This window comes from Peribacillus sp. JNUCC 23, from assembly GCF_053653995.1.
Genome location: NZ_CM132202.1, coordinates 3888212 through 3909889 on the forward strand (window position 1 = coordinate 3888212; position 21678 = coordinate 3909889).

Genomic DNA, 21678 nt, shown 5'->3' on the forward strand with positions numbered 1-21678 from the left:
AACCTCATTTACTTATAAAAATAGTTTGCTATTTCAGTTAACGCTTTCTCCGCATTTTTAATCGAAGTAACGCCGAAAGTTTCGTAATCTAGAATATGGACATTATCATTTTTATATGCAGAAAGTTTAGTCCATGTATCATTGCTCTTCACTTCCTTTTGAAACATATCTTCGGATGCCCCATGATCACCTGAAGCCAATACAAAAATAATGTCTGGATCAGCAACTACAACATCCTCCATATTAAGAGGTGAATATGTTTCTTTAACCTTTAGAGCAGAAGTTGCAATATTATCAGCACCTAGCTTCTTCACTAAGCTCCCTACATAAGAACCTTCACTCATAACCATAAATGAATCAGAAGTTCCCATCATCAGCATAACACTTGGTAAATCTTTTCCTTTTGATTGAGCAATCAACTCGTTTTCCTTGTTCAATAATGAACTTAATACTTCATTCATTTCTTTTGTTCTGTTGAAATAAGTTCCCAATGTTTTAAAGCTCAGTTTTAAATCATCAAAAGAATCCGTTGGTAAGTAAGCTGTTTTTAAATCCATGCCCTCTACACTTTTATCCAATGTACTGCGAAGCGCTTCCGATCCAAGTAGTAAATCAGGCTTAAGATTTACAACTGCTTCAAGATCTGGAGACATCGGAGAACCAATTTTCTCAATAGAGTCAAAGGCTTCTGGAATAGGGTTAGTAGAAGTTGGTACGCCAACTGGTGTTACTCCAAGCAAATACAACATCTCTGTTAACGGAACCGAAGTCGTTATTACACGCTCAGGCACTTCCTTTGGAAAATCGTTAAGCGCGTTCTTTAATTCTGCGTTATTGACACCATCGTTCTCCAAACTATAAGTATCGTCAGCTTTTGCTTTTTTACTAGATTCTTGATTCTCAGCTTTTGCTACTTCATCCTTTTTATTAGCATCCTCTGCTGAATTGGACGAGCATGCTGCCATTAACATAAAACATGCAACAAATAGAATTAAATAAGATTTCTTCAACATGTATCCTCCTGAACTTTTATGTGAACTGCGTTAAGACTATGTATACCCTCCACCATTGATAATGATATTCATTACCAGTTCAATGATAATGGATATCATTATCATTTGTCAACACGTTTTTGATTCTATTTACTGTAACCCTTTAACATTCTCATTTCCTCCCCCAATCCCTTACAGATCTAAGGATCAACCCTATTTCGCCCCGACACTTTAACAGATTAAAGTTATTCCTCATATCACTCGATCCTAAACTACTAATGCTTGATCCTCGGTCGCTACAGTTACGAAGTGAGTTTCACCTAAATCGCCACCCGCCGCTTTAAAAGCATACGATGATGTATCTTTTTCTGGTACAGATACAGAATAACAAAGCCAGTAGGCTCCGTTTCTCCAAACGATCTCAGCGTAGTTACAGTTTTTTTAACCTTCTTTTGAAAGATTAGGTATGGCGGCACGTTTGTTTTTCTAATGAATGAGTCAGAAACACCGTGTTTTCCCCCTTACTTATTATTTAAATAACTCCATAATTCAATTATATAGAACATACACTCTATTTCCGGATGATACGTTCGCTTAAAGCACAAAAAATCGAAACATGAACAAGTCTAAAGACATGCCTGTTTCGACTTCACTACCATCCCACCTCTGAAGAAGTGGGCTTTCTCGTTCGGAAAAATCTGTAAAAGAAACAATAACTAAATTTTTTCACACCCCCAAAAAAACGATTCCTACACAATGTAGAAATCGTTTTTTTCAATGGACCCATCATTAGCACATTCGAAAAACCGTCATTGGTCCTATTCATTCCATTTAATACTTAAACACCGCTATTAATTCTTTTAACTCCTCAGCCATCAGAGAAAGTGATTTCGCCGATGCAGAAATCTCTTCCATGGAAGCTAGCTGTTCCTCTGTTGAGGCTGCTACTTCTTCTGATGTTGCCGCATTTCCTTTTGCTAAGAAAGCAAGTTCATTCGCTATCGAGCTAACCTCTTGAACTCCAGCAGACATCTGCTCTGCCGTAGCGGAAACTTCCTCCATATGGGGAGTTATTTCTTTCATACTATTTAAAATGACTTCGAATTTCTCAAAAGCTTCGTCTGATATCGTTAATCCATTTCCTACATCATTTGTAACCTTAGCCATCTTGTGAACCGAATCCAATGTATCCATTTGAATATCTTGGATTAAATCAGATATTTGTTTCGCAGAGCTTTGAGATTGATTAGCAAGCTTCTTCACTTCATCAGCTACTACTGCAAATCCTTTGCCATGTTCCCCGGCTCTCGCTGATTCAATAGCTGCATTTAAAGAAAGAAGATTTGTCTGATCGGCAATTTCTGTAATTACATCCAAAATGGACGAAATTTCTTGAGAGCGTTCATACAGTGATTCTATTATTGCGTTTGATTCCGTAACCGATTTATGAATCGAATTCATTTGTTCCTTCGTATTTTGAACAGCCTTTCCGCCTTCCTCCGCTTGCATGGTTGTTTGTAAGGACAGTTCGGCAACATTGGATGAGCTTTCGGCAATATTTGCTATTCCTTGCGTAAGCTCATTCAAGGATTCGGCATTTCGATCCACGCCACTTGTTTGTTTCTCTGCACTGCTCGAGACTTCTTGAATCGAAATGGCGACTTGTTCGGTAGCAGCCCCGGTTTGTTCCGCATTTGCTGTTAATTCTTCTGCCGATGCAGCAAGCTGTTCTGAACTAAACTCGACTTTTTGAATGAGGGTTCGAAGGCTTTTCTGCATTTCATTAAACGCATCCCCTAATTGCCCTATTTCATCACTAGACTTTATTTCAATCTGCTCCGTTAAATCCCCTTTACTTACATTTATCGCGCTTTCTTTTAATTTTTTAATTGGTTTGATGATCGATTGCACGACAAAATAAACAATCACCGCCCCTATAATGATGGCGATCATTAAAACGGTTAAAGTATAATTAAAAATTGGAGCAGTGGACTCCCCGATTTCTGATACATACATCGTTCCGGCGAGTTTCCACCCTGTCACTTGATTGGTCGAATAAACCATTGTCTTATCTTGGCCATCTAATTGATATGAAAATGTACCCGATTCATTTTTGTACAACATATCATAGAAGCTTTCTTTGACTGCAAATCCACTTTCTTCTGTTGGGTGTGAGATATACTGCTTATTCCCATCTAGAAGAAAAGCATACCCTTCTTTCCCGATTTTGACTTCATTCGTTAACTTTTGTAAATAGGTGATTTTAATGTCGATTGCCGCAACTCCAGAACCATCTTTTAGCTCCTTAGCAACGGTTACTATCGGATCATTTGTTCCAGCATCCATATATGGCTCGGTAATAAGAACTTCCCCTTTACGTTCTATGGCATCTTTATACCAATCTCTTGCTCGGGGATCATAATCCGAGGCCGTCGTTACTTGTGGTTCCTGAATAAACAATCCATCTTTTTTCCCAATATAAATACTTAAAACTTCCGGATGCAAGTTAGTATATTGAGTAAATTGTTCTCTTAATTTCGGACTGCTTTTCCCCTCAAATAAGCTGGACGTAACGGATTCTGAAAAAGAAGTCACATCATGTATTTTTGGATTAATGGTACTATCAATGATTGAATCCAATAGATTAATATTCTCAGCAGCACTGTTTATAATATTTTCTTGAAGTGCCTTACTGGCCGATAAATAAGCTAATGATCCCACAATTAAAGCCGGTATGATTAAAATAACAGCAAAGAAAAAGAATAACCTAGTCTTAAAATTCTTAAAAAAATTACGCATTGCATGGCCTCTTTCTACTCATTTTTTGTAACGATGTCTGGAAATAGTATCTATTCACAAGAATCTGAAGTCGATACTTTTACAAAATATTGGAATGAACGAATGTTCACCTAATTTATCACTAGTCTATTTATCGGTTCATTCCAATTAAATTAAAGAATTGTCACTCTACTTCTTTAAGGCAAAAACAAAAGAGCCTGCATTGCAGACTCCTAAGAACTCACATTTCGCACCCTTTGAGGCGAAATGTGAGATATAAGAATAAAGTGAAACCTCAATCAGTGGGGGTTCTTCATCCCCACTGATTGTTAGTCCCGTTCTACTGTCGCTAAGATCGCAGCAAACGCTTCGATCAATCGACAGCACGGACTAAGGTTCAACGAAGGGCAGGTTACTGAATAAGAAAAAAGCGACCTTCTTTATTGAAGAATCGCGCTCGATAGTTGAACAAGGAAAAAGCTATAATTAGAAGTAAAACAAGCTAACATTAAATTGTTAGCTAATTTGGCTCTACATGGACATGCACATCGTATACTCCATAATCTTTTATCATGACTTTTTCAACGTGGGTAGCTATATCATGAGCCTCTTTAATATCTAACGTAGAATTAACAAGGATCACAACATCTATTACTTCATTATTCCCGTAATTTCTCCCTTTAATTTCTTTTATGCCTTTCACTCCATCCACTTTTGTGATTACATCCTGATAAAGTTGAATCTTATTTTCATCAAATCCATCTGAAAGTTCATGAGAAGCTTGTTTAAAGATATCCCAAGCTGTTTTACATATTATTAGTCCTACAATAATGGCAGTTATCGTATCAAGCCAAGGCATATTTAATTGAGAACCGAATATACCTACTGCTGTTCCTATACTCACCCAAGCATCTGAAATGTTATCCTTTGCCGCTGCCATAACGGCTTTGCTATTAATTTTAATAGCTAATTTTTTGTTGTAACGATATACAAAATACATGGCTAATGCAGAAAAAACACCTACATAAGCTGCCATAATATCAGGTGACTCCTTTACTCCTTGAAACATAGAGGTGATAGCATCAATCAACACTTGTAGACCTACTGCTACCATAATAAAAGAAGCGACCATTGATGCAATGGTTTCACTTTTCCAATGTCCATACCCGTGATCTTTATCAGGTGGTCTTTGTGAAAGTCTGAGTCCGATGAGTACAGCAATAGATGCAATGATATCGGTTGTATTGTTTAGACCATCTGCTTTCAAAGCAGCCGAGTCACTCATATATCCAATAACTAATTTTATGATAGAAAGACATATGTACGCAATAATACTAATGATTGCTCCACGTTCGCCTAATTTAAGATCATTATACTTTTGTTCTTCCATTCTCATTGCCCCCCATTAAGCACCTGACTATGATAACAACTAAAATATGGGTGGGTCTAGAGCAATCTTTTTGTATAGTTTTATACAAGTAAGCACTCTACAAGTAAGTTGCATAAGGAAAAAACTTTCTACTAATTTACCTTATTAGAACGATTTAATACTTACTAGTCTGTACTGTCAATTTATCTAATACCACACTATCTAGCCACTATAATTGAAGGACAAATCCCCAAACGCCATTCTAACATTAATATAAATTTCTAATTTTGTTCGAGAGTCTTATTCTATTAAATGGTCCTTTCATGCAAAAAAAGGACGCTAATCCTTAGACAGGATATGCGCCCGATTATTGAAACTTTTTTATATTATTAAACACATACATAACCCTATCTTCTATAAGAAAAAAACAATTCAAATCGAAATTGCCCTTTTTCATTATTAAATTTTTTCACAAGAACCATACACACACTAATTACGTTCAAGCTAAAAATGGGATAGTTATGAAATCAATGGCATATCTGACATTAAGCGAACTCACTCAAATGCCAGTAGCGTTGAGGGGAACCGTTATTCAGTTACCCCGTCAGTGCCACTGGCAAAATAATCGACATCGAAGGTGGATGCGGACAAGGAGGGATGTGATACAATACTGGAAGTGATTTAATAAAGGTGGTGGCATTATGAAACGATTCAACCTTGTTATACTGGTTATGATTGGTGTTACGATCTTAGCGACTTGGAAACTTGGAAAAGATTATTCAGCGATACAGCTTCAAACGCGTATACTGATTATCGCAGGAGGGGCACTCTTATCAGGCGTCCTGACCTATTTTCTTTCGAAACGTGATGTTGATCGTGTGGATCCAAAACCAGATAATTGAAAAATATTGAACTGCTAAAAATCCACTTCAGACCATTGCCGAGGTGGGTTTTGCAGCACTAATAATTTGCAGAGGGCAAACACGGGGACATTACGACTATCCTTTCACTTGTACTTGTTCTTCCCAGCACAAGGGAAGGTGCCAGAACACGATTAGAATGTCTAGCACGGCTACCGACAGACTATCCTTTAAAATGAACACACTAACCATAGATTCTAAATATTTATCATAATAAAAATTTCTGTTTAGGTGATAATTCGAAATAACACTAGCCTTTTTCTTCCCGTAATAAGAAATAACTGTTTATTAATTAAACCTTTTGCTACTTCTTTCATCATTTACTTTCCTCTAACTCTTGGTCTATAAGGATTTTAATTTTTTCATAGTCAAAAGGATCTTCTAACATCGTACCATTCACCATGATACTAGGTATAAATTGTACTTTAAACTCTTTTACTCAATTTGAGTCTTTCTCTACTTCTTCCAGCTCCGTTTGGTTCTCTATATCTCCTTGTAATTAATGTCAGGAATAGTATTTGCTATGTCCAATAACTTTCTGGGCTTTGTTTATATACTGCTTCTGCAGCTAGTGAACTCAACTTTGATTCGTCACCGTGAAATAACACATTTATAAATGAAATAGTCATTTCCTTTCACTTCCTTTACCCGTTCATGCGAGATAACTCTTTTCCAAGTGGTAATTCTTCCAGATCTGGAACAATAATTTCATCCACATATTAAACCAAACCATTTTAAAAAAATATCCAATGACATTCGATATGAATAAAAATGAGAAGGGTGACTCATTGGGTTCTGACCCTTTTGAGACACTCTCCTCCACCTCTCACGTGTACATACTTTAATAAATCTATACACTAAGTAGCTTATTTTATCCGACAATGATAGCCTTTATTTTGAAATCATCTTCCGGTTATGCATTTTTAGTTCCTTCAAAAATAACCTCTTGTAATGGTTTTCTACTACTAGGGTTTTCACGTTCTTGTAATTTCTCATCAAGCGCTTCTTTTTCTCCACGATAGCCTACTGAAATGACGGCTTGAATATCTAATTCTTCTGGAACATTTAATAATTGCCGAGCTTTTTCTTTATCAAACCCTGTCATTGCATGTGTGCTCAATCCAAGCATTGTTGCTTGGATTGCTAAATTCCCCCAAGCTGCACCTGTATCGAATGCATGAGATCCATTTGGATCGCCGTTGTCTCTATTTTTCATTGATGCAATCAATATAAGTACCGGAGCCTTTTCTGCCCAGATGCGATTGAATGGTGATAAAAATTCATGAAAGACTTTCAATTGTGATTCCGTTTTCGCTACAAAAAAACGCCAAGGCTGATCGTTAAAGGCGGATGGTGCCCAACGTGCTGCCTCAAGAATACTTGTCAAATCCTCATCTGAAACTTTACGTTCAGAATATGATCTTGGTGACCAACGATTTAAGAATAAGGGACTAACAGAATGTTCTGCTTTACGGTGTTCTTCAACTTCAGTTGTGAGATTCTCAACAGGATTAACAGTTAAACTCATTACATAACCTCATTTCCCTAAATAATTTACTAACTATTCCATCATAATCTATTTCTAGTAACTCTTTAAAATATTAAGGCAGAAAATATATAAGAGTAAACATTTTTATCTCCCCTTTTCTGGGGAGAAAGCGCATTCGAAAGATTCACCAAACAGAAATGGAATGTAAATGCGTTGTTTCGTTACTCTGCTCATACCCCGATCAATTGGTTCCATATTCGATGATTATCAGGAGATACCGCTTTTACTTCTATACTTACAAATTCTTGGAGCTTACCTATAAGTCCCCCATTTCCAAATCGAATAGCTTTATGTTGATCAATGCTTGCTCCTGCTTCTTTGACGAATCTTAGGAATGCCAAGAGATGTACTCTTCTTGAAAGAATATGGATAACTTCAAATTCATATAAACAGTTATCAATCGTATTATAAATGCCTTTATTTACTCCGTACTGGTGATAGCACCATTGAAAAAAAGCAATTCAGGTAAATTAAGATACTCGCTCTTTTCTATCATCAGATAAAAGTCCCATTGCGTTTACATTTTTATTTTTCACGATGAATTCCCCCTAAATTTGTTGTATAAAAAGTTCATTAGAGGAAAATTCTCACCCCTCTCTATTTTTCTGCCCATATAATGCTAGGTATCTCGCGTTTTAGCACTGGCATAACGTCAGTAGTGAATCGCTCGAGCTGCTCTCTTTGCTCTTCTTCACTTAACCCATCTATACTGATACTTTGCACTTGATGTCCATAAGCCTCATGGTACTTTAAGATCTTCTCAATTACTTGATCAGCGCTCCCTACTAGAGCAGGTCCGTTCTTAACATTGTCTTCAAGATCTTTAAAGGGTGATTGATTGAACTTCGCTGCATCTGTGCCATTAAAAACGTCATAATATGGACGATAACGTTTCATTGCTTCTTCCGTTGTATTTGCCAAATACAAACCTCCAGCACCAGATCCGACAACTGCGTCTTTAGGATCATGACCATAATAAGCAAAGCGATCGCGATAATGATCAATCAGCTCTTTGTACTTGGCCCTTGGATGAAAGGTGTTCGATGAGAATATGGGTTCACCATATTTCGCTGCAAGCTCTGTAGAGACCTTGCTTGACGCGCTACCATGCCATACCGGGATATGCTGTTGAAACGGTCTCGGCTGTGTAGTTACGTTGTTTAATGGTGGGCGATATTTCCCTTTCCAAGTGACATTCTCCTCATTCCACAAGCGCTTAAGAAGTTCATATCGTTCAGCAAGGGATTCCCATTGCTCCTCTTCGGTAATGCCAAAGAGCGGGTAATGCCGCGGGTCATTGCCTTTACCGATGATCATATCTAGTCGCCCACCTGAGAGATGATCAAGTGTGGCATAGTCCTCAGCAACGCGCACTGGATCAAGCACGCTTAGAACTGTTACCGTAGTCAACAAGCGAATTCTTGAAGTCTTGGCTGCGATCGCAGTAAGAATTACTACTGGTGATGAGGATAGGAATGGCGCACCATGCCGCTCTCCCACACCATACCCATCAAAGCCCAGCTCTTCAGCTAAAATAGCTTGATTTAATATTTGTTGAAATTTTTGCTGTGTAGTCAATATTTCTCCAGTTACACCGTTTGGGTGATTGCTCACAAGGTTAAACAAAACAAATTTCATCTACAAAGACCTCCACATATCATAAAGACTTAATTGTAAAAAAGAACTTTCCAACTTTAAGTGGATGTTCAAAAAGTCCCGTAAAAAAGCTTGCGAATTGCATCAAAGCTCTGTCTCTCCGGTCCTCACGTATTACTACATACGCGAAAGGTTCTCGAGATGCGCTCCTCGAACTTCTCGGCTCTTTTTATCCTCCTTTTTGAACACGCACTTTATCTGGAAAAGCTCCCTATTTTCCAATCGTCCCTGTATATTGATTACGCAGGATAATGACAGGCAGCCCAATGCCCACTATCTATTTCATGGAATAAGGGCTGTTCTTCCCGACAACGAGCCGTTGCTGCTGGACAACGCGTATGAAAACGGCAGCCTGACGGAGGGCTTGCAGGGGATGGAATTTCCCCATGTATCGAAATTAGCTCTCTTTGATGCCTTGGATCAGCAATCGGGATTGAACCGATAAGCCCCTTCGTATAATGATGAGCAGGATGTTTAAATAACTCTTCGCTCGGAGCAATTTCAACCAACTGACCTAAATACATCACCCCAATACGATCTGAAATATGACGGACAATATTTAAGCCATGCGCAATAAATAAATAGGTCAAATCAAGGTCATCTTGTAACTCCTGCATCAAGTTTACAATTTGTGCCTGAACAGATACGTCTAGTGCAGAAACAGCTTCATCCGCTAAAATAAATTGAGGATTGAGCGCAATTGCCCTGGCAATCGCAACCCGCTGTCGCTGACCGCCTGAAAATTCATGTGGATAGCGCTCCGAGCTGTTTTTATTTAATCCAACAGCCTCTAGGAGCTCTTGCACTCTAATTCGTTTTTCCTTTTTATTTAACGATTGGTGAACTTGCAGTGGTTCGCCAATAATGTCGCCAACTTTCCAGCGAGGATTGACAGAACCATATGGATCCTGATAAATCATTTGCATATGCTTTCGTGTCTCTCGCAAGTCTTTATTACTTAACTTCGAAAGATCTTGATCCTGAAATAAAACTTTCCCACCAGACGCTTTCTCTAACTGTAAAAGAACACGTCCTAATGTCGATTTCCCACTTCCAGATTCCCCCACAAGGCCAAATGTTTCCCCTTTTTCAATGGTAAAAGACACGTTGTCCACTGCTCTAACGAAGGATGAAGTCCCTGAGAATGTACGATTACCTAGTGGATAAAATTTACTAAGTTCTTGAACCGTAAACAACTTTTCACGAGACTGCTCCTTTTTCTGAGGACGCTGTGAGCCAGATGTAGTCTGTAAAGTAGGCTTCTTCCAACTGTCAGACTTTACTAATTCCTCTGAATACCAGCAAGCTGACTTCCGATTATTTACATCTAACAAGGGAGGTGCTTCGTTTAAGCAACGCTCTGTCGCATACGGGCAGCGAGGATGGAACCGGCATCCGGATGGCAAATCCGATAACCCTGGAATCGAGCCTTTAATTGAAAATAGCTCTTTACTCCGATCACTGTCGATTGTGGTAACAGACTGAAGCAGTCCATGTGTATATGGATGATGTGGCAATTCAAATAGTTGTAATGTCGTTGCCTGTTCAACAATACCACCTGCATACATCACAATAATTCGGTCTGCCACCTCAGCTGCAATTCCCATATCATGGGTAATCAATAAGATCGACATGCCAAACTCTGTTTTTAATTCTTGAAGTAATTGTAAGATTTGGGATTGAATTGTAACATCTAATGCGGTTGTTGGCTCATCCGCAATCAGTAAATCAGGTCCCAAAGCAAGTGCCATCGCAATCATTGCACGTTGCAGCATGCCTCCAGATAACTCATTCGGATATTGCTTTAACCGTAATTCTGCGTCCGATATACCGACACGCTGTAGTAAATAAATGGCACGTTCTCTGGCTTTTTCCTTGTTCGATTGTTTGTGTGCTAGGATTGTTTCAATAATTTGGCTACCAATCGTAAACACTGGATCAAAAGCCGCCATCGGTTCTTGAAAAATCATCGCCATCTTTTTACCACGTATGGCACGCAGCTCTCTTTGAGAAAGTTGCGTCAAGTCCACATTATTCAGTCTAATATTCCCATCTGCTATTTTCCCATTTTCATAATCAATCAATCGCATAATTGATTTGGATGCGACCGTTTTTCCACTTCCAGATTCTCCGACAATGCAGACCGTTTCCCCAGCTTTAATTTGAAAAGAAACATCCCGGATAGCTGTTAGATAGCCGTCTTTTGTTGTAAAGTCGACTTTCAGCTGCTGTATGTCTAGCAATTGTGACATCTGCATCCCTCCTTTATCCCAGTGTAACGAACCATCAGCGAGGGATAAAGAGAACCCTTACTGATGGTTCGTTACACTTCATCAATCTACTCTACTTCGTTTTCGGGTCATACATATCCCGAAGTTTGTCACCAATTATATTTACGGAAAGGACAAAAAGTGTAATAGCCAGACCAGGAAATGTCGAAATCCACCATCCTGTTGTTAAATACCCTCTTCCTTGAGCGAGCAAGGCTCCCCAGTCTGGAATTTCCTTAATCACACCCAATCCAAGAAAGCTTAAACCTGAACCAACCAATATGGAAGTGCCTAGGCCAATCGTTGCCATGACAAGCAGCGGGGACCAGGAATTCGGCAGGATATGCCAGATTAGAATGCGCCAATTGGGAGTACCAATGGAACGGGATGCCGCCACAAATTGCCGTTTTTTTATACTCATCATTTGTCCCCGCATTACCCGCGTATATCCCGGAATTGAAGAGACAGCAACCGCTAAGACAACGTTCATTAAACTCGGTCCAAGAGCAGCCGCAATGGCTAAAGCGAGCAGGATACCCGGAATCGTCATCAATATGTCAGTAAAGCGCATGAAGATCATATCCACCACGCCTCCAACATAACCGGCTAACGCGCCCAATCCTCCGCCAATTCCCCCTCCAATCAAAACGGACACAACGCCAATAATTAAAGAATCTCGGCTTCCATACACAACAAGACTAAGCACATCTCTGCCAAAATAATCCGTCCCTAGTAAGTGTAATGTACTAGGAGGACTTAAAATAAATTCTGTATGCATATACGTAGGCGAATATGGTGCGATCCACTGCGGAAATAGCGCGCACGCCACGATAAACAGCACAATCATTCCTGCTACATAAACGAATAAATTCGAAGCCGACAAGTTTATTTTAAGCTTGATTAAATTCCATTTCGGGGCGTTCCATATCGTTTTGGAATTAACTGCCTCTTTCATCCAATGCCACTCCTTTATCAAGTAAAACTCCCATCAGTGGGGGTTTACTGCCCGTTAATGCGGGATAAACACGCACTTTCAAGGATTTAATGAGATCTTCGTACCCTTGGATCGATGACTGAGTACGATAAATCAACTAAAAGATTAATAATGACGTAGACAATCGCACTGAAAAATATCACTCCTTGAATAACAGGTAAATCTTTTGCCATAATCGCATCCGCGATAATTCGCCCAATTCCCTGTCTCGAAAAGACCGTTTCGATTACGACTGTGCCAGCCATCATCTCGCCAATATTCATGCCAATAATCGTAATGGCTGGAATGAGCGCATTTCGGAGTGCATGACGATACATGACCACCCGTTCCGACAGCCCTTTGGCACGAAGAGTAACGATAAACTGCTCATTCACCACTTCTAGCATACTCGTTCGTACCATCCGGATTATTAAACCCGCACCAACAAAACCAAGAGCAAGAGAAGGCAATACAAGGGTTTTCCAGCCGTCAGATCCCATCGCGGGAAGCCAGTTCAAATTCACAGAAAAAATCAGTATAAGTAAAATTCCAGACCAAAATGTTGGCATTGAAATACCAAACAACCCAACTAAACGAGCCAAGATATCAATCCATTTATTGCGATAAATGGCGGATAGAACACCTAATGTTACCCCAATCACTATCGAAAAAATGGTACTTGTCAGTGTCAAAATAAGTGTAGCGGGAAAATGCATTAAAATTTTAGGTAAGACTGGATCACTATTGATTAAGGATTGACCAAAGTCTCCATGTAAAATGGCAGTGAAGTATTCAGCAAATTGCACATAAAACGGTTGATCTAGCCCTAATTCCCTACGCAAATTTTCGATCATTTCAGGTGTTGCGACAGAGGGATCTATCATTGAAAGTACTGGATCCCCCGGAAGCAAATAGATGATACAAAATACAAGGATTAAGGAGCCTAAAACCGATACGAATGAATTTGCAATTCTCACCAGCGTTTTGCTGATTAATGTCATACATACCAGCTCCTTTTCATTCTCTTATTGCCCAATACGTACATCATTGAATAGCGGATAGCCTAACGAATCGAATGTTATGCCATTTACTTTTTTAGATGCTGCTACCGTATATGGAAATACGTAAATGGGGATAATTACTGCTTTTTCAATGATGATTTGTTGCGCTTTTTTATAAATTTCTTCACGTTTTGCCGGCTCATGTTCGATTGTGCCTTGTTCTAGCAATTTATCTAATTCTGGATCAGAGCCTCCACCTAACATTCTTCGCGCGGCTTCCTTTTCCGGATCTGATGTATGGTATATATCAAGCAGTGAATTTGGATCACTATTTACTTGACTGTTTCCATACAAATCGTAATCCGCATTCTGATAGATAACCGTAGCTGTATCTTTTGTAATATTAATGTCCACTGCGATTCCGATCGCTTTTAACTGTTGCTGAATGATAACGGCTATATCATTCCTTTTTTCACGGTTAGGAGAACCATCAACATAATTTAAAGTAAGCTTTTTGCCTTCTTTTTCGCGAATGCCATCCGACCCTTTTTCATAACCGAGTTCATCCAGCAGTTTATTTGCTTTATCTAGGTCCGGCTTCACACTATTTTCAAGTGATTCATCGTATCCTAACATGCCCGGTGAAAGAGGCGACCACGCTCGTTCGTAAGTGCCCATATACAATGTTTTAACAATCGAATCAACATCGATTGCAAGCTGGACTGCTTTTCGAACGTTTACATCATTCCATGGTTTATTTCTTTGATTAAAAAAGAGTGTATACGGTAAGCCGAGTGTATTTACTTGAAGCAATTGAGTTTTGGGATCATCTTTTAAAGACACAATATTTTGTGGTGGGACTGTTTCCACTGCAAGGACCTGGCCGCTTTGTACACTGCCGATTCGCGTTGCTTCTTCTGGAATGATTTTAAATGTAATTTTATCTAGATATGGAGCTCCATCATTTTCTACAATGGAAGGTGCCCATTTGTAATCATTATTTTTTTCGACTTGAATATCTGCATTTTCTATCCAGCTGACAAACTTATACGGTCCCGTACCTACTGGATGTTTGCCGAACTGATCTCCATCCTTCTTTGCTGCTGTCGGTGACACAATTCCAAGCAACGCCTGACTCAAATTGCTCAGAAAAGCAGCAGAAGGTGTTTCAAGATTAATTTTGATCGTGTATTCATCAATGACTTCTGACGATTTATACGGACGAATAAGTGCCAAGGCGTTTGCTGCTTTCGTTTCCGGATCTATAATTCGGTCATAGTTATATTTCACTGCTTCCGCATTAAATGGTGTCCCATCGTGGAAGGTTACATCTTCACGTAATTTGAAGGTATAACTTTTTCCATCTTCTGAAACTGTCCATTCTGTCGCAAGCCAAGGTTGAATCGTATTATCGGCTTTCTGCACAACGAGACTATCGAAAATCGTTCTAAATGCGCGGACAGACACCGCGAGTCCGCTTCGATGTGGATCCAATGTATCCGGTGATGTAGCCAATGCATAGGTTAGCTCACCACCTGTTGATTCTTTAGTTCCAGCCTTCCCGCTTGTATTTTCACTGTTACTCGTGCTTGCTCCATTGGAACATCCCGCTAAGAGAAGCAAAAAAGCTGTGGCAACCGTTAATGTTTTTGTCCAAGTAGGCCATTTCTTCACTTAAATCCCTCCCATTATTTTTTTACTGATTCTTGTACATACCTATTGATCGGGAATGGCAAACCGAGATTACCTCGTAATGTATCGGCCTCATATTCCGTCCGGAACAGTCCTCGTTTTTGCAGAATAGGCACAACATGATCAGTAAAATCTGTCAGATTGCTTGGAATGCTAGAAGAAATTATAAATCCATCCGCTCCTCCGGCTTCAAACCACTCTTGAATAAGATCCGCTACCTTGGACGGTGTTCCAATAAACGGAGTACGCGGTGTCGCTTCCCTTAGTGCAACTTGACGAAGTGTCAGATTCTGCTCTTTCGCCTCTTGTTTAATTCGATCTGTACCACTTTTAAAGCTATTTTGTCCTAATGCACCCAATTCCGGGAACGGTTCATCTAATGGATATTGAGAGAAATCATGATGTTCAAAATATCTTCCCAAATAGGCGAGTGCCTTATCGATTGTCATCAAGTTCGCAATTTCGTGGTATTTTTGTTCCGCTTCTTCCTCCGTTTTACCGACGATCGGTCCGATCCCTGGCAAAATGAGAATCTCATCTGGATTCCGTCCGAAAGCAGCCGCCCTACTTTTGACATCTTGATAAAATTCTTTAGCCTCTTCTAATGAAGGATGGTGTGTAAATATAGCATCCGCTTCTTTGGCTGCAAGATTTTTACCATCTTCCGAAGAACCTGCTTGAAAAATGATTGGGCGCCCTTGTTGTGAACGGGCACTATTAAGCGGCCCCTCCACAGAGAAGAATTCTCCTTTATGATTCAATTGATGGAGCTTTTCAGGATCAAAAAATACACCGGTTTCTTTATTTCTGACAAATGCATCATCTTCCCATGAATCCCATAAGCCTTTCGTGACTTGGATATATTCAGCAGCGATTTTGTACCGTTTTGCGTGATCTGGATGTTCTTCAATCGTTTTACTGAAGTTTAATGCCGTTTTCTCCAGAGGCGATGTCACGACATTCCATCCCGCACGTCCCTTACTAATATGATCAAGTGAAGAAAATTGCCGCGCAACGTTGAACGGTTCGCTATATGATGTAGACAGGGTTCCGGCAAGACCAATTCGTGAAGTAACAGAAGCAAGAGCCGATAGAATCGAAATCGGTTCAAAACGATTTAAGAAATGGGGAATCGATTGTTCATTAATATGCAAACCATCTGCAATAAAAACAAAATCAAATTTCGCTTCTTCTGACTTCTGTGCTTGATACTTATAAAATTCAAAATTTACACTCGCATCTCCTTGAACTTCTGGATGTCTCCATCCTGAAATATTGCCACCAACGCCATGGATAATCGTTCCAAATCTCAATTTTCTTTGTTCGGACATTTTCATTTCCCCTCTCGCTAATTATAATTATTCTTATAAAATTAGTCAGCTTTAATCGTAAAAAAATCAGTTAGTCTGTAAATATGGAGCGAGCACCTTTTCAAGATGATTGATTCCAATTTCTGTAACCCCTTCATACATACCATTCTGACCAATTTCAACTACAGGCACATGACGAATACCATATTTAGCTTCTAAAATATCACGTCGTTCATCGTGATTTGTCACATCAATGGTTTGATAATCCACCTGTTTTTCTTCTAAAAATTGTTTTACCTCTGCACAATAGTGACATCCTTCTTTTGACCATACAACTACAGTTAATGATTTTGACATAATAAATTCCTCCTCTAACTTTAAATTCTTGATTTCTTAAATGAGCGTTCGGGCTATCAAACAGCTTTGTTACAAAATATACTCTTCTTCATTCTTTTTCTCTTCAGAATATGTCGGACTTAATAATTGAAACGTCCGGAATCGTTCTTCTTTTGTTTGAACCGGTGAATGCAAAATAAACTCATCCACTTGATATGTGTTATGAAGATGTGCTAACTCTTCTTTAATAAATACCGGTGTTCCGGCAATGATATTAGCCTCTTGTTCAGACACTTCATATGGCTCACCTGCTTGACTACCAAACGTCTCCGCTTGTTTTGCCGACTGAACGGTTACCGTGCGGCCGCTTTTGAGATGAACTTTAAACAATTTGTGATCCAAAGCAAGCTGTTCGGCTTCCGGCTTGGAAGGGGCAGCTATAACGGCAACCGATACGAGAAGACGCCCTCGTTTGTTTCTGGCATGAAACGCATTGGCTGCTTCTTCAAGAACGGAAATGTCGCTGTTAATGAAGCGAGCAAACACAAAATTCCAGCCATATTTAGCGGCTAATTTAGCGCTCTCTACACTTGCACCAAGCAAATAATTTTCCGTTTTCTCCGGCGGAACCGGTAAAGCCTGAATGCCAGCAAGTGAATGGTTTTCGTCGACCGAATTTTCAATCAATTGGTTCAAAAAAGAGAGCCGTTCTTCAAAATCTTCGCCATCATTCACGGTTCCAAACTGAAGTGCTTTTGACGATAACGGCAGGCCGCCTGGTCCTTTTCCGATTCCGAGATCTACCCGTCCTGGAGCTAGTGTAGAAAGGACATGAAAGTTTTCAGCTACTTTATACGAGCTGTAATGCTGAAGCATTACTCCTCCTGACCCAATACGGATCGCATTTGTTCGAGCAAGAAGATAGGAGATTAATACTTCCGGTGATGAACCTGCCAACTGTTCCGTGTGATGATGCTCCGATACCCAAAAACGTGAGTAGCCCCATTCTTCCGCTTTTTGAGCGAGATGTACAGTTTGCTGGAGAGCTTCAAACGGTGATGCTCCTTTTTGGATTGGACTTTGATCTAGCAAACCAAGTTTATACCCCATATGCGCTTTCCTCCTATTTCTAATACCTATTTTTCAGGTAGGAATAATTAATTCAGATTCTAAACTATATCCTACCACCCCCAACAGCCAAAAGGCAATACTTCCAGTGATAGAAAGATTTATTCGATTCATTCAAAAAATCTATCAATCTGGTTGAAGTACTCGTGTAGATTCGTTCTCTTTGAACTTTTTGATAGATAAAAGAATGTCTTCCCATAAAAAAGGAATTTCTGCCCCATAGTATGTTCCGTGAATATGTTGTTTTAGCATCAGCAAGTGATCCACATTAATTTCTACAAGTTGGCCGGACTCCAACTCCTTTTTCATACATAAATAAGGTAAAAAACCAATCCCATTGCCAGATTGAATCAGTGATTTCGTTACCTCAAGATGATCGACCTGAAATTCGATGCGCGGTTCAATATTCGCCACTTCAAACATTTTGTGAACAAGGTTCCAGTTAAACGCACCACATTCAAAAAATACCATTGGTTCACCTGCTAATTGCTGTACGGTCAATTTCGAAGAGGATTGAAGCGGATGGCCTGGTTTTACAACGAGTCTTACGGAATTATCAAGAAGGGGTTCTTGCTGCAGCGCATTGTGTGCGATTTCTTTCATAAACGCCACATCAATTTGTTTCCGGAGCAGCTGATCCATCAAAGCATCATTAGACGCTGAAATGAATTTAAAGCGAATACCGGGATTAGCCTTTTTCCAGAGTGGCAGTGCAAATGGAATAAAATATTGGGACGTAATAAGATTAGCGCCAATAACGACCTCATCCTGATCCGTTTCTTTTTTCAATTTCTTCTTCCCTTGTTGAAGTGTATGGATAATCTGCTCAGCGAACGGAACGAATTCTTTCCCTTTTTCCGTCAAGACAATCCCTCGCCCTTGTCGTTCAAATAATTCGATGTCTAATTCCCGCTCCAGTGTTTTAATCCGTGCCGTAACCGTTGGCTGTGATAAAAACAACGCCTCTGCTGCTTTATGAATACTACTGAAATGGACAACATACATGAAAGATTCAATGTGGTCAATGTTCATTTTCTAAGCTCCTTTCCCCGAAGTACAGACAAAAAAGATGCCATACTCTTATAGCGTTCAGAAAAGCCAATGCGGATTCATCATTTTGGTGAAGTGAGGTTGGGTAAAATGGCCATATTACGGATTACCCCTTCCTTTTTTGCATTCCTATCCAAATCGTCTGTTCTTGTCTAGACATATAATTTACTAAAATCCTCGTATCCTAGCTTTTTAGTAAATATACCCGTTTATCTATGCAAACAGCGATTGAATATCTAACTATCCTCTACACTTGAACTATCCACCACTTAATTTCATACGAAACTTGAAGTGAGAGTCTTCTCGCCTGAAATGATAAAAGACTTTGACTCCTTGCATATATACAGCTAAGGGGCAAAGTCTCTAGTGGTCTAGTAGTAAACACAAATAAAAAGTCTACTTGCATTTATATTATTCCGATTAAACCAATTAATCAAGTTTGAATTTAAAACCAATTATTATCTTATAAAGTGGAACTTTCTTTCCGTTTCAGATTTATACTTGCTCTTGTTGCTTCGCTTCAAGAAAAGCGATTTTTACTTTGTTCAGTAATTCTTGATCAGTAAGTAACTTGTATCCGGCATGTGCCAAAGCTTTAGCACCGGTAAGGATGGCACGATTCCCCTGATCTGACTTCGCACATTCACGGAATTCATTGGTGTGAGCAATTAAATCATCCGGGCCGATTTTAATAAACGGATGAGCAGTCGGCACAACATGACTGACATTTCCAGCGTCCGATGAGCCATACCCAGTTGTTTTCTGAGGGATTATCGACTCTCCCAATTGGGTCAACTCTTCTGCCAATAAATCATCTAAAACCGGGTTGATGATAAAATTAAAAATTTCATTTTGAAAGCGTTCAATTTTGACAGTACTGCCAGTCGAAAGGGCTGCACCTTTAGCGATATTTTGAATTTTTTCAGATACGTTCTGACACTTTTTCCACGTTTCAGCGCGAATAAAGAAGCGGGCTGATGCATATTCAGGGATAATATTAGGGGCATCGCCACCGTTTGTAATAATGCCATGAATTTTTACATCGGAGGGCAATTGTTGCCTGAGGGCACCAATGCCATTAAATAATTGAATGACGCTATCGAGCGCATTGATTCCTTGATCCGGTGAAGCCGCTGCATGGGCTGCTTTTCCGTAAAAATGAAATTCAAGCGGATCGACAGCAAGAAAAGGGTTTGTCACGCCAGTTTGTCCTGACGGATGGATCATGATAGCTGCATCGACACCATCAAACAATCCTTGTTTGACATAGCTTCCTTTTGCACTTCCATTTGGCCCACCTTCCTCGGCAGGGGTGCCAAATACAATCACTTCCCCACCTGTTTCTTCGAGAACCTTTGCAAGTGAAATTCCAGCTGCTACACTTGTTGCGCCAATGATATTGTGACCGCAAGCATGACCTAGCCCTGGCAATGCATCATACTCAGCTAGAAAAGCAATTACCGGACCTTCTTTGGCAGATTTTTTTCTCGCAATAAAACCTGTCTCATGACCAGCAATATCGCGCTCCACATCGAAGCCCGCTTTAATAAGTAAAGCTGTAAGCGTATTAGAAGCAAAATATTCTTGGTTGCCGATTTCCGGATTTGCATGAATTTTTTGACTTGCTTCAACATACGTATTTGCATGTAGTACAAGATCTTCTTCAATGATTTGCAAGTGAACTTCCTTAACAATAGTCATCGTTTCTTGCCTCCTTCTAATTAGAAAGAAGCCAGACAAAGTTTCGTTATCCCTATCTGGCTTCGACTTTATTTTTTATCAATTTATTTAGCAGCAGGTTTCGTCCATGCATCTTTATAATTGACTAGCTCGTCTACTGAAACGTATGCCGGAATCTGGCTTCCTTTAAACGTATCATCTATGAATTGTTCTACCTTTTTAGATTGATAAAGCTCAACTAATTTCTGTAATTCCGGACGATCTGCATCCCCTTTTTTCACAGCAATAATATTAATATATGGTTTAGCTGTAGCATTTTCATGGAATAAAGAATCCTCTAATTTCAAGCCTGCCTCCACGGCAAAGTTATTATTAATAACAGACGCATCCACATCATCTAAGAATCGCGGTGTATTGCCAGCAGCCACTGCTTCAAACTTTAAGTTCTTCGGATTGGTTGCAATTTTATTTAATGCACCGTTTCCATCAAAATCCTCAACTAACGTAATCAAACCCGCTTCTTGTAAAAGTAATAAGGCACGTCCAAAGTTCGTTCCTTCATTTGGTACAGCAATTGTTGCACCTTCTGGCAGTTCCTCAAGCTTCTTATATTCTTTTGAATACAACCCCATTGGAGCAATAACTGTCGCACCGATTGCTTCTAAATCCAACTTTTGCTTTTTAATAGTTTCGTCAAAATAAGAAACCGTTTGAAAGGAATTGGCATCAATCTCCCCTTCTGCTAATGCTAGATTCGGCTGGATATAATCATTAAATTTAACGAGCTCGATCTTCAACCCTTCTTCTTTAGCGATATCAACGATATAATCCCATGTTCGTGTATCCCCGCTACTAACACCAACTTTCACTGTTTTTTCGCCGTCTGCACTGCCTTTTACATCGTTTTTTCCACATGCTGACAAAACAGCAAGCGTTAGAATTAAGATCGCTATTAATAATTTTTTCATTTTTTA

17 protein-coding genes are annotated in these 21678 nt (G+C 39.5%); 1 reads left to right on the forward strand and 16 read right to left on the reverse strand.

Annotated features, from left to right (window positions below; all coding sequences use genetic code 11):
- Window positions 1-8: 8 nt before the first annotated feature.
- The 3 genes from JNUCC23_RS18580 to JNUCC23_RS18590 form a co-directional block, all read right to left on the reverse strand.
- Window positions 9-1010: an ABC transporter substrate-binding protein gene (locus tag JNUCC23_RS18580; protein WP_454212935.1), complete on the reverse strand. Its 1002-nt coding sequence runs from the start codon at window positions 1008-1010 to the stop codon at window positions 9-11.
- An 813-nt stretch (window positions 1011-1823) separates the two neighbouring features.
- Window positions 1824-3791: a methyl-accepting chemotaxis protein gene (locus tag JNUCC23_RS18585; RefSeq protein WP_454212937.1), complete on the reverse strand. Its 1968-nt coding sequence runs from the start codon at window positions 3789-3791 to the stop codon at window positions 1824-1826.
- 499 nt (window positions 3792-4290) lie between these two features.
- The gene (locus JNUCC23_RS18590) at window positions 4291-5160 is read right to left on the reverse strand and encodes a cation diffusion facilitator family transporter (RefSeq protein WP_062175825.1); all 870 of its coding nucleotides are present in this window, start codon (window positions 5158-5160) and stop codon (window positions 4291-4293) included.
- 680 nt (window positions 5161-5840) lie between these two features.
- Here JNUCC23_RS18590 and JNUCC23_RS18595 point away from each other — a divergent pair.
- Window positions 5841-6041: a hypothetical protein gene (locus tag JNUCC23_RS18595; RefSeq protein ID WP_403068038.1), complete on the forward strand. Its 201-nt coding sequence runs from the start codon at window positions 5841-5843 to the stop codon at window positions 6039-6041.
- 931 nt (window positions 6042-6972) lie between these two features.
- On the opposite strand, the gene JNUCC23_RS18600 is transcribed toward JNUCC23_RS18595, so the two are convergent.
- From JNUCC23_RS18600 to JNUCC23_RS18660, 13 genes are all read right to left on the reverse strand, one after another.
- A complete protein-coding gene (locus JNUCC23_RS18600; RefSeq protein WP_062175818.1) occupies window positions 6973-7587 on the reverse strand; it encodes a nitroreductase family protein in 615 nt (204 codons plus the stop codon).
- A 191-nt stretch (window positions 7588-7778) separates the two neighbouring features.
- Window positions 7779-7949, reverse strand: a complete 171-nt coding sequence (locus JNUCC23_RS18605; RefSeq protein ID WP_454212940.1) for a hypothetical protein — start codon at window positions 7947-7949, stop codon at window positions 7779-7781.
- A 256-nt stretch (window positions 7950-8205) separates the two neighbouring features.
- On the reverse strand, window positions 8206-9246 hold the full coding sequence (locus JNUCC23_RS18610) for an LLM class flavin-dependent oxidoreductase (protein WP_403068032.1): 1041 nt from the start codon (window positions 9244-9246) through the stop codon (window positions 8206-8208).
- 257 nt (window positions 9247-9503) lie between these two features.
- Window positions 9504-11516 carry an ABC transporter ATP-binding protein gene (locus JNUCC23_RS18615; RefSeq protein WP_454212942.1) on the reverse strand — a complete coding sequence of 671 codons (2013 nt, stop codon included), beginning with the start codon at window positions 11514-11516 and terminating at the stop codon, window positions 9504-9506.
- A gap of 91 nt (window positions 11517-11607) precedes the next feature.
- Window positions 11608-12489 (reverse strand): ABC transporter permease, encoded by an 882-nt coding sequence (locus JNUCC23_RS18620; RefSeq protein ID WP_062175810.1) that lies wholly within the window; start codon window positions 12487-12489, stop codon window positions 11608-11610.
- Window positions 12490-12575: 86 nt separating this feature from the next.
- Complete coding sequence (locus JNUCC23_RS18625) at window positions 12576-13508, reverse strand: ABC transporter permease (RefSeq protein ID WP_403068023.1); 933 nt, start codon at window positions 13506-13508, stop codon at window positions 12576-12578.
- A gap of 24 nt (window positions 13509-13532) precedes the next feature.
- On the reverse strand, window positions 13533-15182 hold the full coding sequence (locus JNUCC23_RS18630; protein ID WP_454212944.1) for an ABC transporter substrate-binding protein: 1650 nt from the start codon (window positions 15180-15182) through the stop codon (window positions 13533-13535).
- Window positions 15183-15196: 14 nt separating this feature from the next.
- The gene (locus JNUCC23_RS18635) at window positions 15197-16531 is read right to left on the reverse strand and encodes an LLM class flavin-dependent oxidoreductase (RefSeq protein WP_454212946.1); all 1335 of its coding nucleotides are present in this window, start codon (window positions 16529-16531) and stop codon (window positions 15197-15199) included.
- A 66-nt stretch (window positions 16532-16597) separates the two neighbouring features.
- Window positions 16598-16867 carry a glutaredoxin family protein gene (locus tag JNUCC23_RS18640; RefSeq protein WP_062175804.1) on the reverse strand — a complete coding sequence of 90 codons (270 nt, stop codon included), beginning with the start codon at window positions 16865-16867 and terminating at the stop codon, window positions 16598-16600.
- Window positions 16868-16936: 69 nt separating this feature from the next.
- Window positions 16937-17956 carry an LLM class flavin-dependent oxidoreductase gene (locus JNUCC23_RS18645; protein ID WP_062175802.1) on the reverse strand — a complete coding sequence of 340 codons (1020 nt, stop codon included), beginning with the start codon at window positions 17954-17956 and terminating at the stop codon, window positions 16937-16939.
- 144 nt (window positions 17957-18100) lie between these two features.
- Window positions 18101-19006, reverse strand: coding sequence for a LysR family transcriptional regulator (locus JNUCC23_RS18650; protein WP_454212949.1), 906 nt, complete (start codon window positions 19004-19006; stop codon window positions 18101-18103).
- Window positions 19007-19519: 513 nt separating this feature from the next.
- Complete coding sequence (locus JNUCC23_RS18655; RefSeq protein ID WP_454212951.1) at window positions 19520-20725, reverse strand: M20 family metallopeptidase; 1206 nt, start codon at window positions 20723-20725, stop codon at window positions 19520-19522.
- Window positions 20726-20808: 83 nt separating this feature from the next.
- The gene (locus JNUCC23_RS18660; protein WP_403068007.1) at window positions 20809-21672 is read right to left on the reverse strand and encodes a MetQ/NlpA family ABC transporter substrate-binding protein; all 864 of its coding nucleotides are present in this window, start codon (window positions 21670-21672) and stop codon (window positions 20809-20811) included.
- Window positions 21673-21678 lie beyond the last annotated feature (6 nt).

Coding starts and splice junctions, on each gene's coding strand:
- JNUCC23_RS18650 (WP_454212949.1), bottom strand. CDS start 19,006: ATGAACATTGACCACATTGAATCTTTCATGTATGTTGTCCATTTCAGT.
- JNUCC23_RS18585 (WP_454212937.1), bottom strand. CDS start 3,791: ATGCGTAATTTTTTTAAGAATTTTAAGACTAGGTTATTCTTTTTCTTT.
- JNUCC23_RS18645 (WP_062175802.1), bottom strand. CDS start 17,956: ATGGGGTATAAACTTGGTTTGCTAGATCAAAGTCCAATCCAAAAAGGA.
- JNUCC23_RS18655 (WP_454212951.1), bottom strand. CDS start 20,725: ATGACTATTGTTAAGGAAGTTCACTTGCAAATCATTGAAGAAGATCTT.
- JNUCC23_RS18600 (WP_062175818.1), bottom strand. CDS start 7,587: ATGAGTTTAACTGTTAATCCTGTTGAGAATCTCACAACTGAAGTTGAA.
- JNUCC23_RS18660 (WP_403068007.1), bottom strand. CDS start 21,672: ATGAAAAAATTATTAATAGCGATCTTAATTCTAACGCTTGCTGTTTTG.
- JNUCC23_RS18620 (WP_062175810.1), bottom strand. CDS start 12,489: ATGAAAGAGGCAGTTAATTCCAAAACGATATGGAACGCCCCGAAATGG.
- JNUCC23_RS18595 (WP_403068038.1), top strand. CDS start 5,841: ATGAAACGATTCAACCTTGTTATACTGGTTATGATTGGTGTTACGATC.
- JNUCC23_RS18615 (WP_454212942.1), bottom strand. CDS start 11,516: ATGTCACAATTGCTAGACATACAGCAGCTGAAAGTCGACTTTACAACA.
- JNUCC23_RS18635 (WP_454212946.1), bottom strand. CDS start 16,531: ATGTCCGAACAAAGAAAATTGAGATTTGGAACGATTATCCATGGCGTT.
- JNUCC23_RS18625 (WP_403068023.1), bottom strand. CDS start 13,508: ATGACATTAATCAGCAAAACGCTGGTGAGAATTGCAAATTCATTCGTA.
- JNUCC23_RS18610 (WP_403068032.1), bottom strand. CDS start 9,246: ATGAAATTTGTTTTGTTTAACCTTGTGAGCAATCACCCAAACGGTGTA.
- JNUCC23_RS18640 (WP_062175804.1), bottom strand. CDS start 16,867: ATGTCAAAATCATTAACTGTAGTTGTATGGTCAAAAGAAGGATGTCAC.
- JNUCC23_RS18590 (WP_062175825.1), bottom strand. CDS start 5,160: ATGGAAGAACAAAAGTATAATGATCTTAAATTAGGCGAACGTGGAGCA.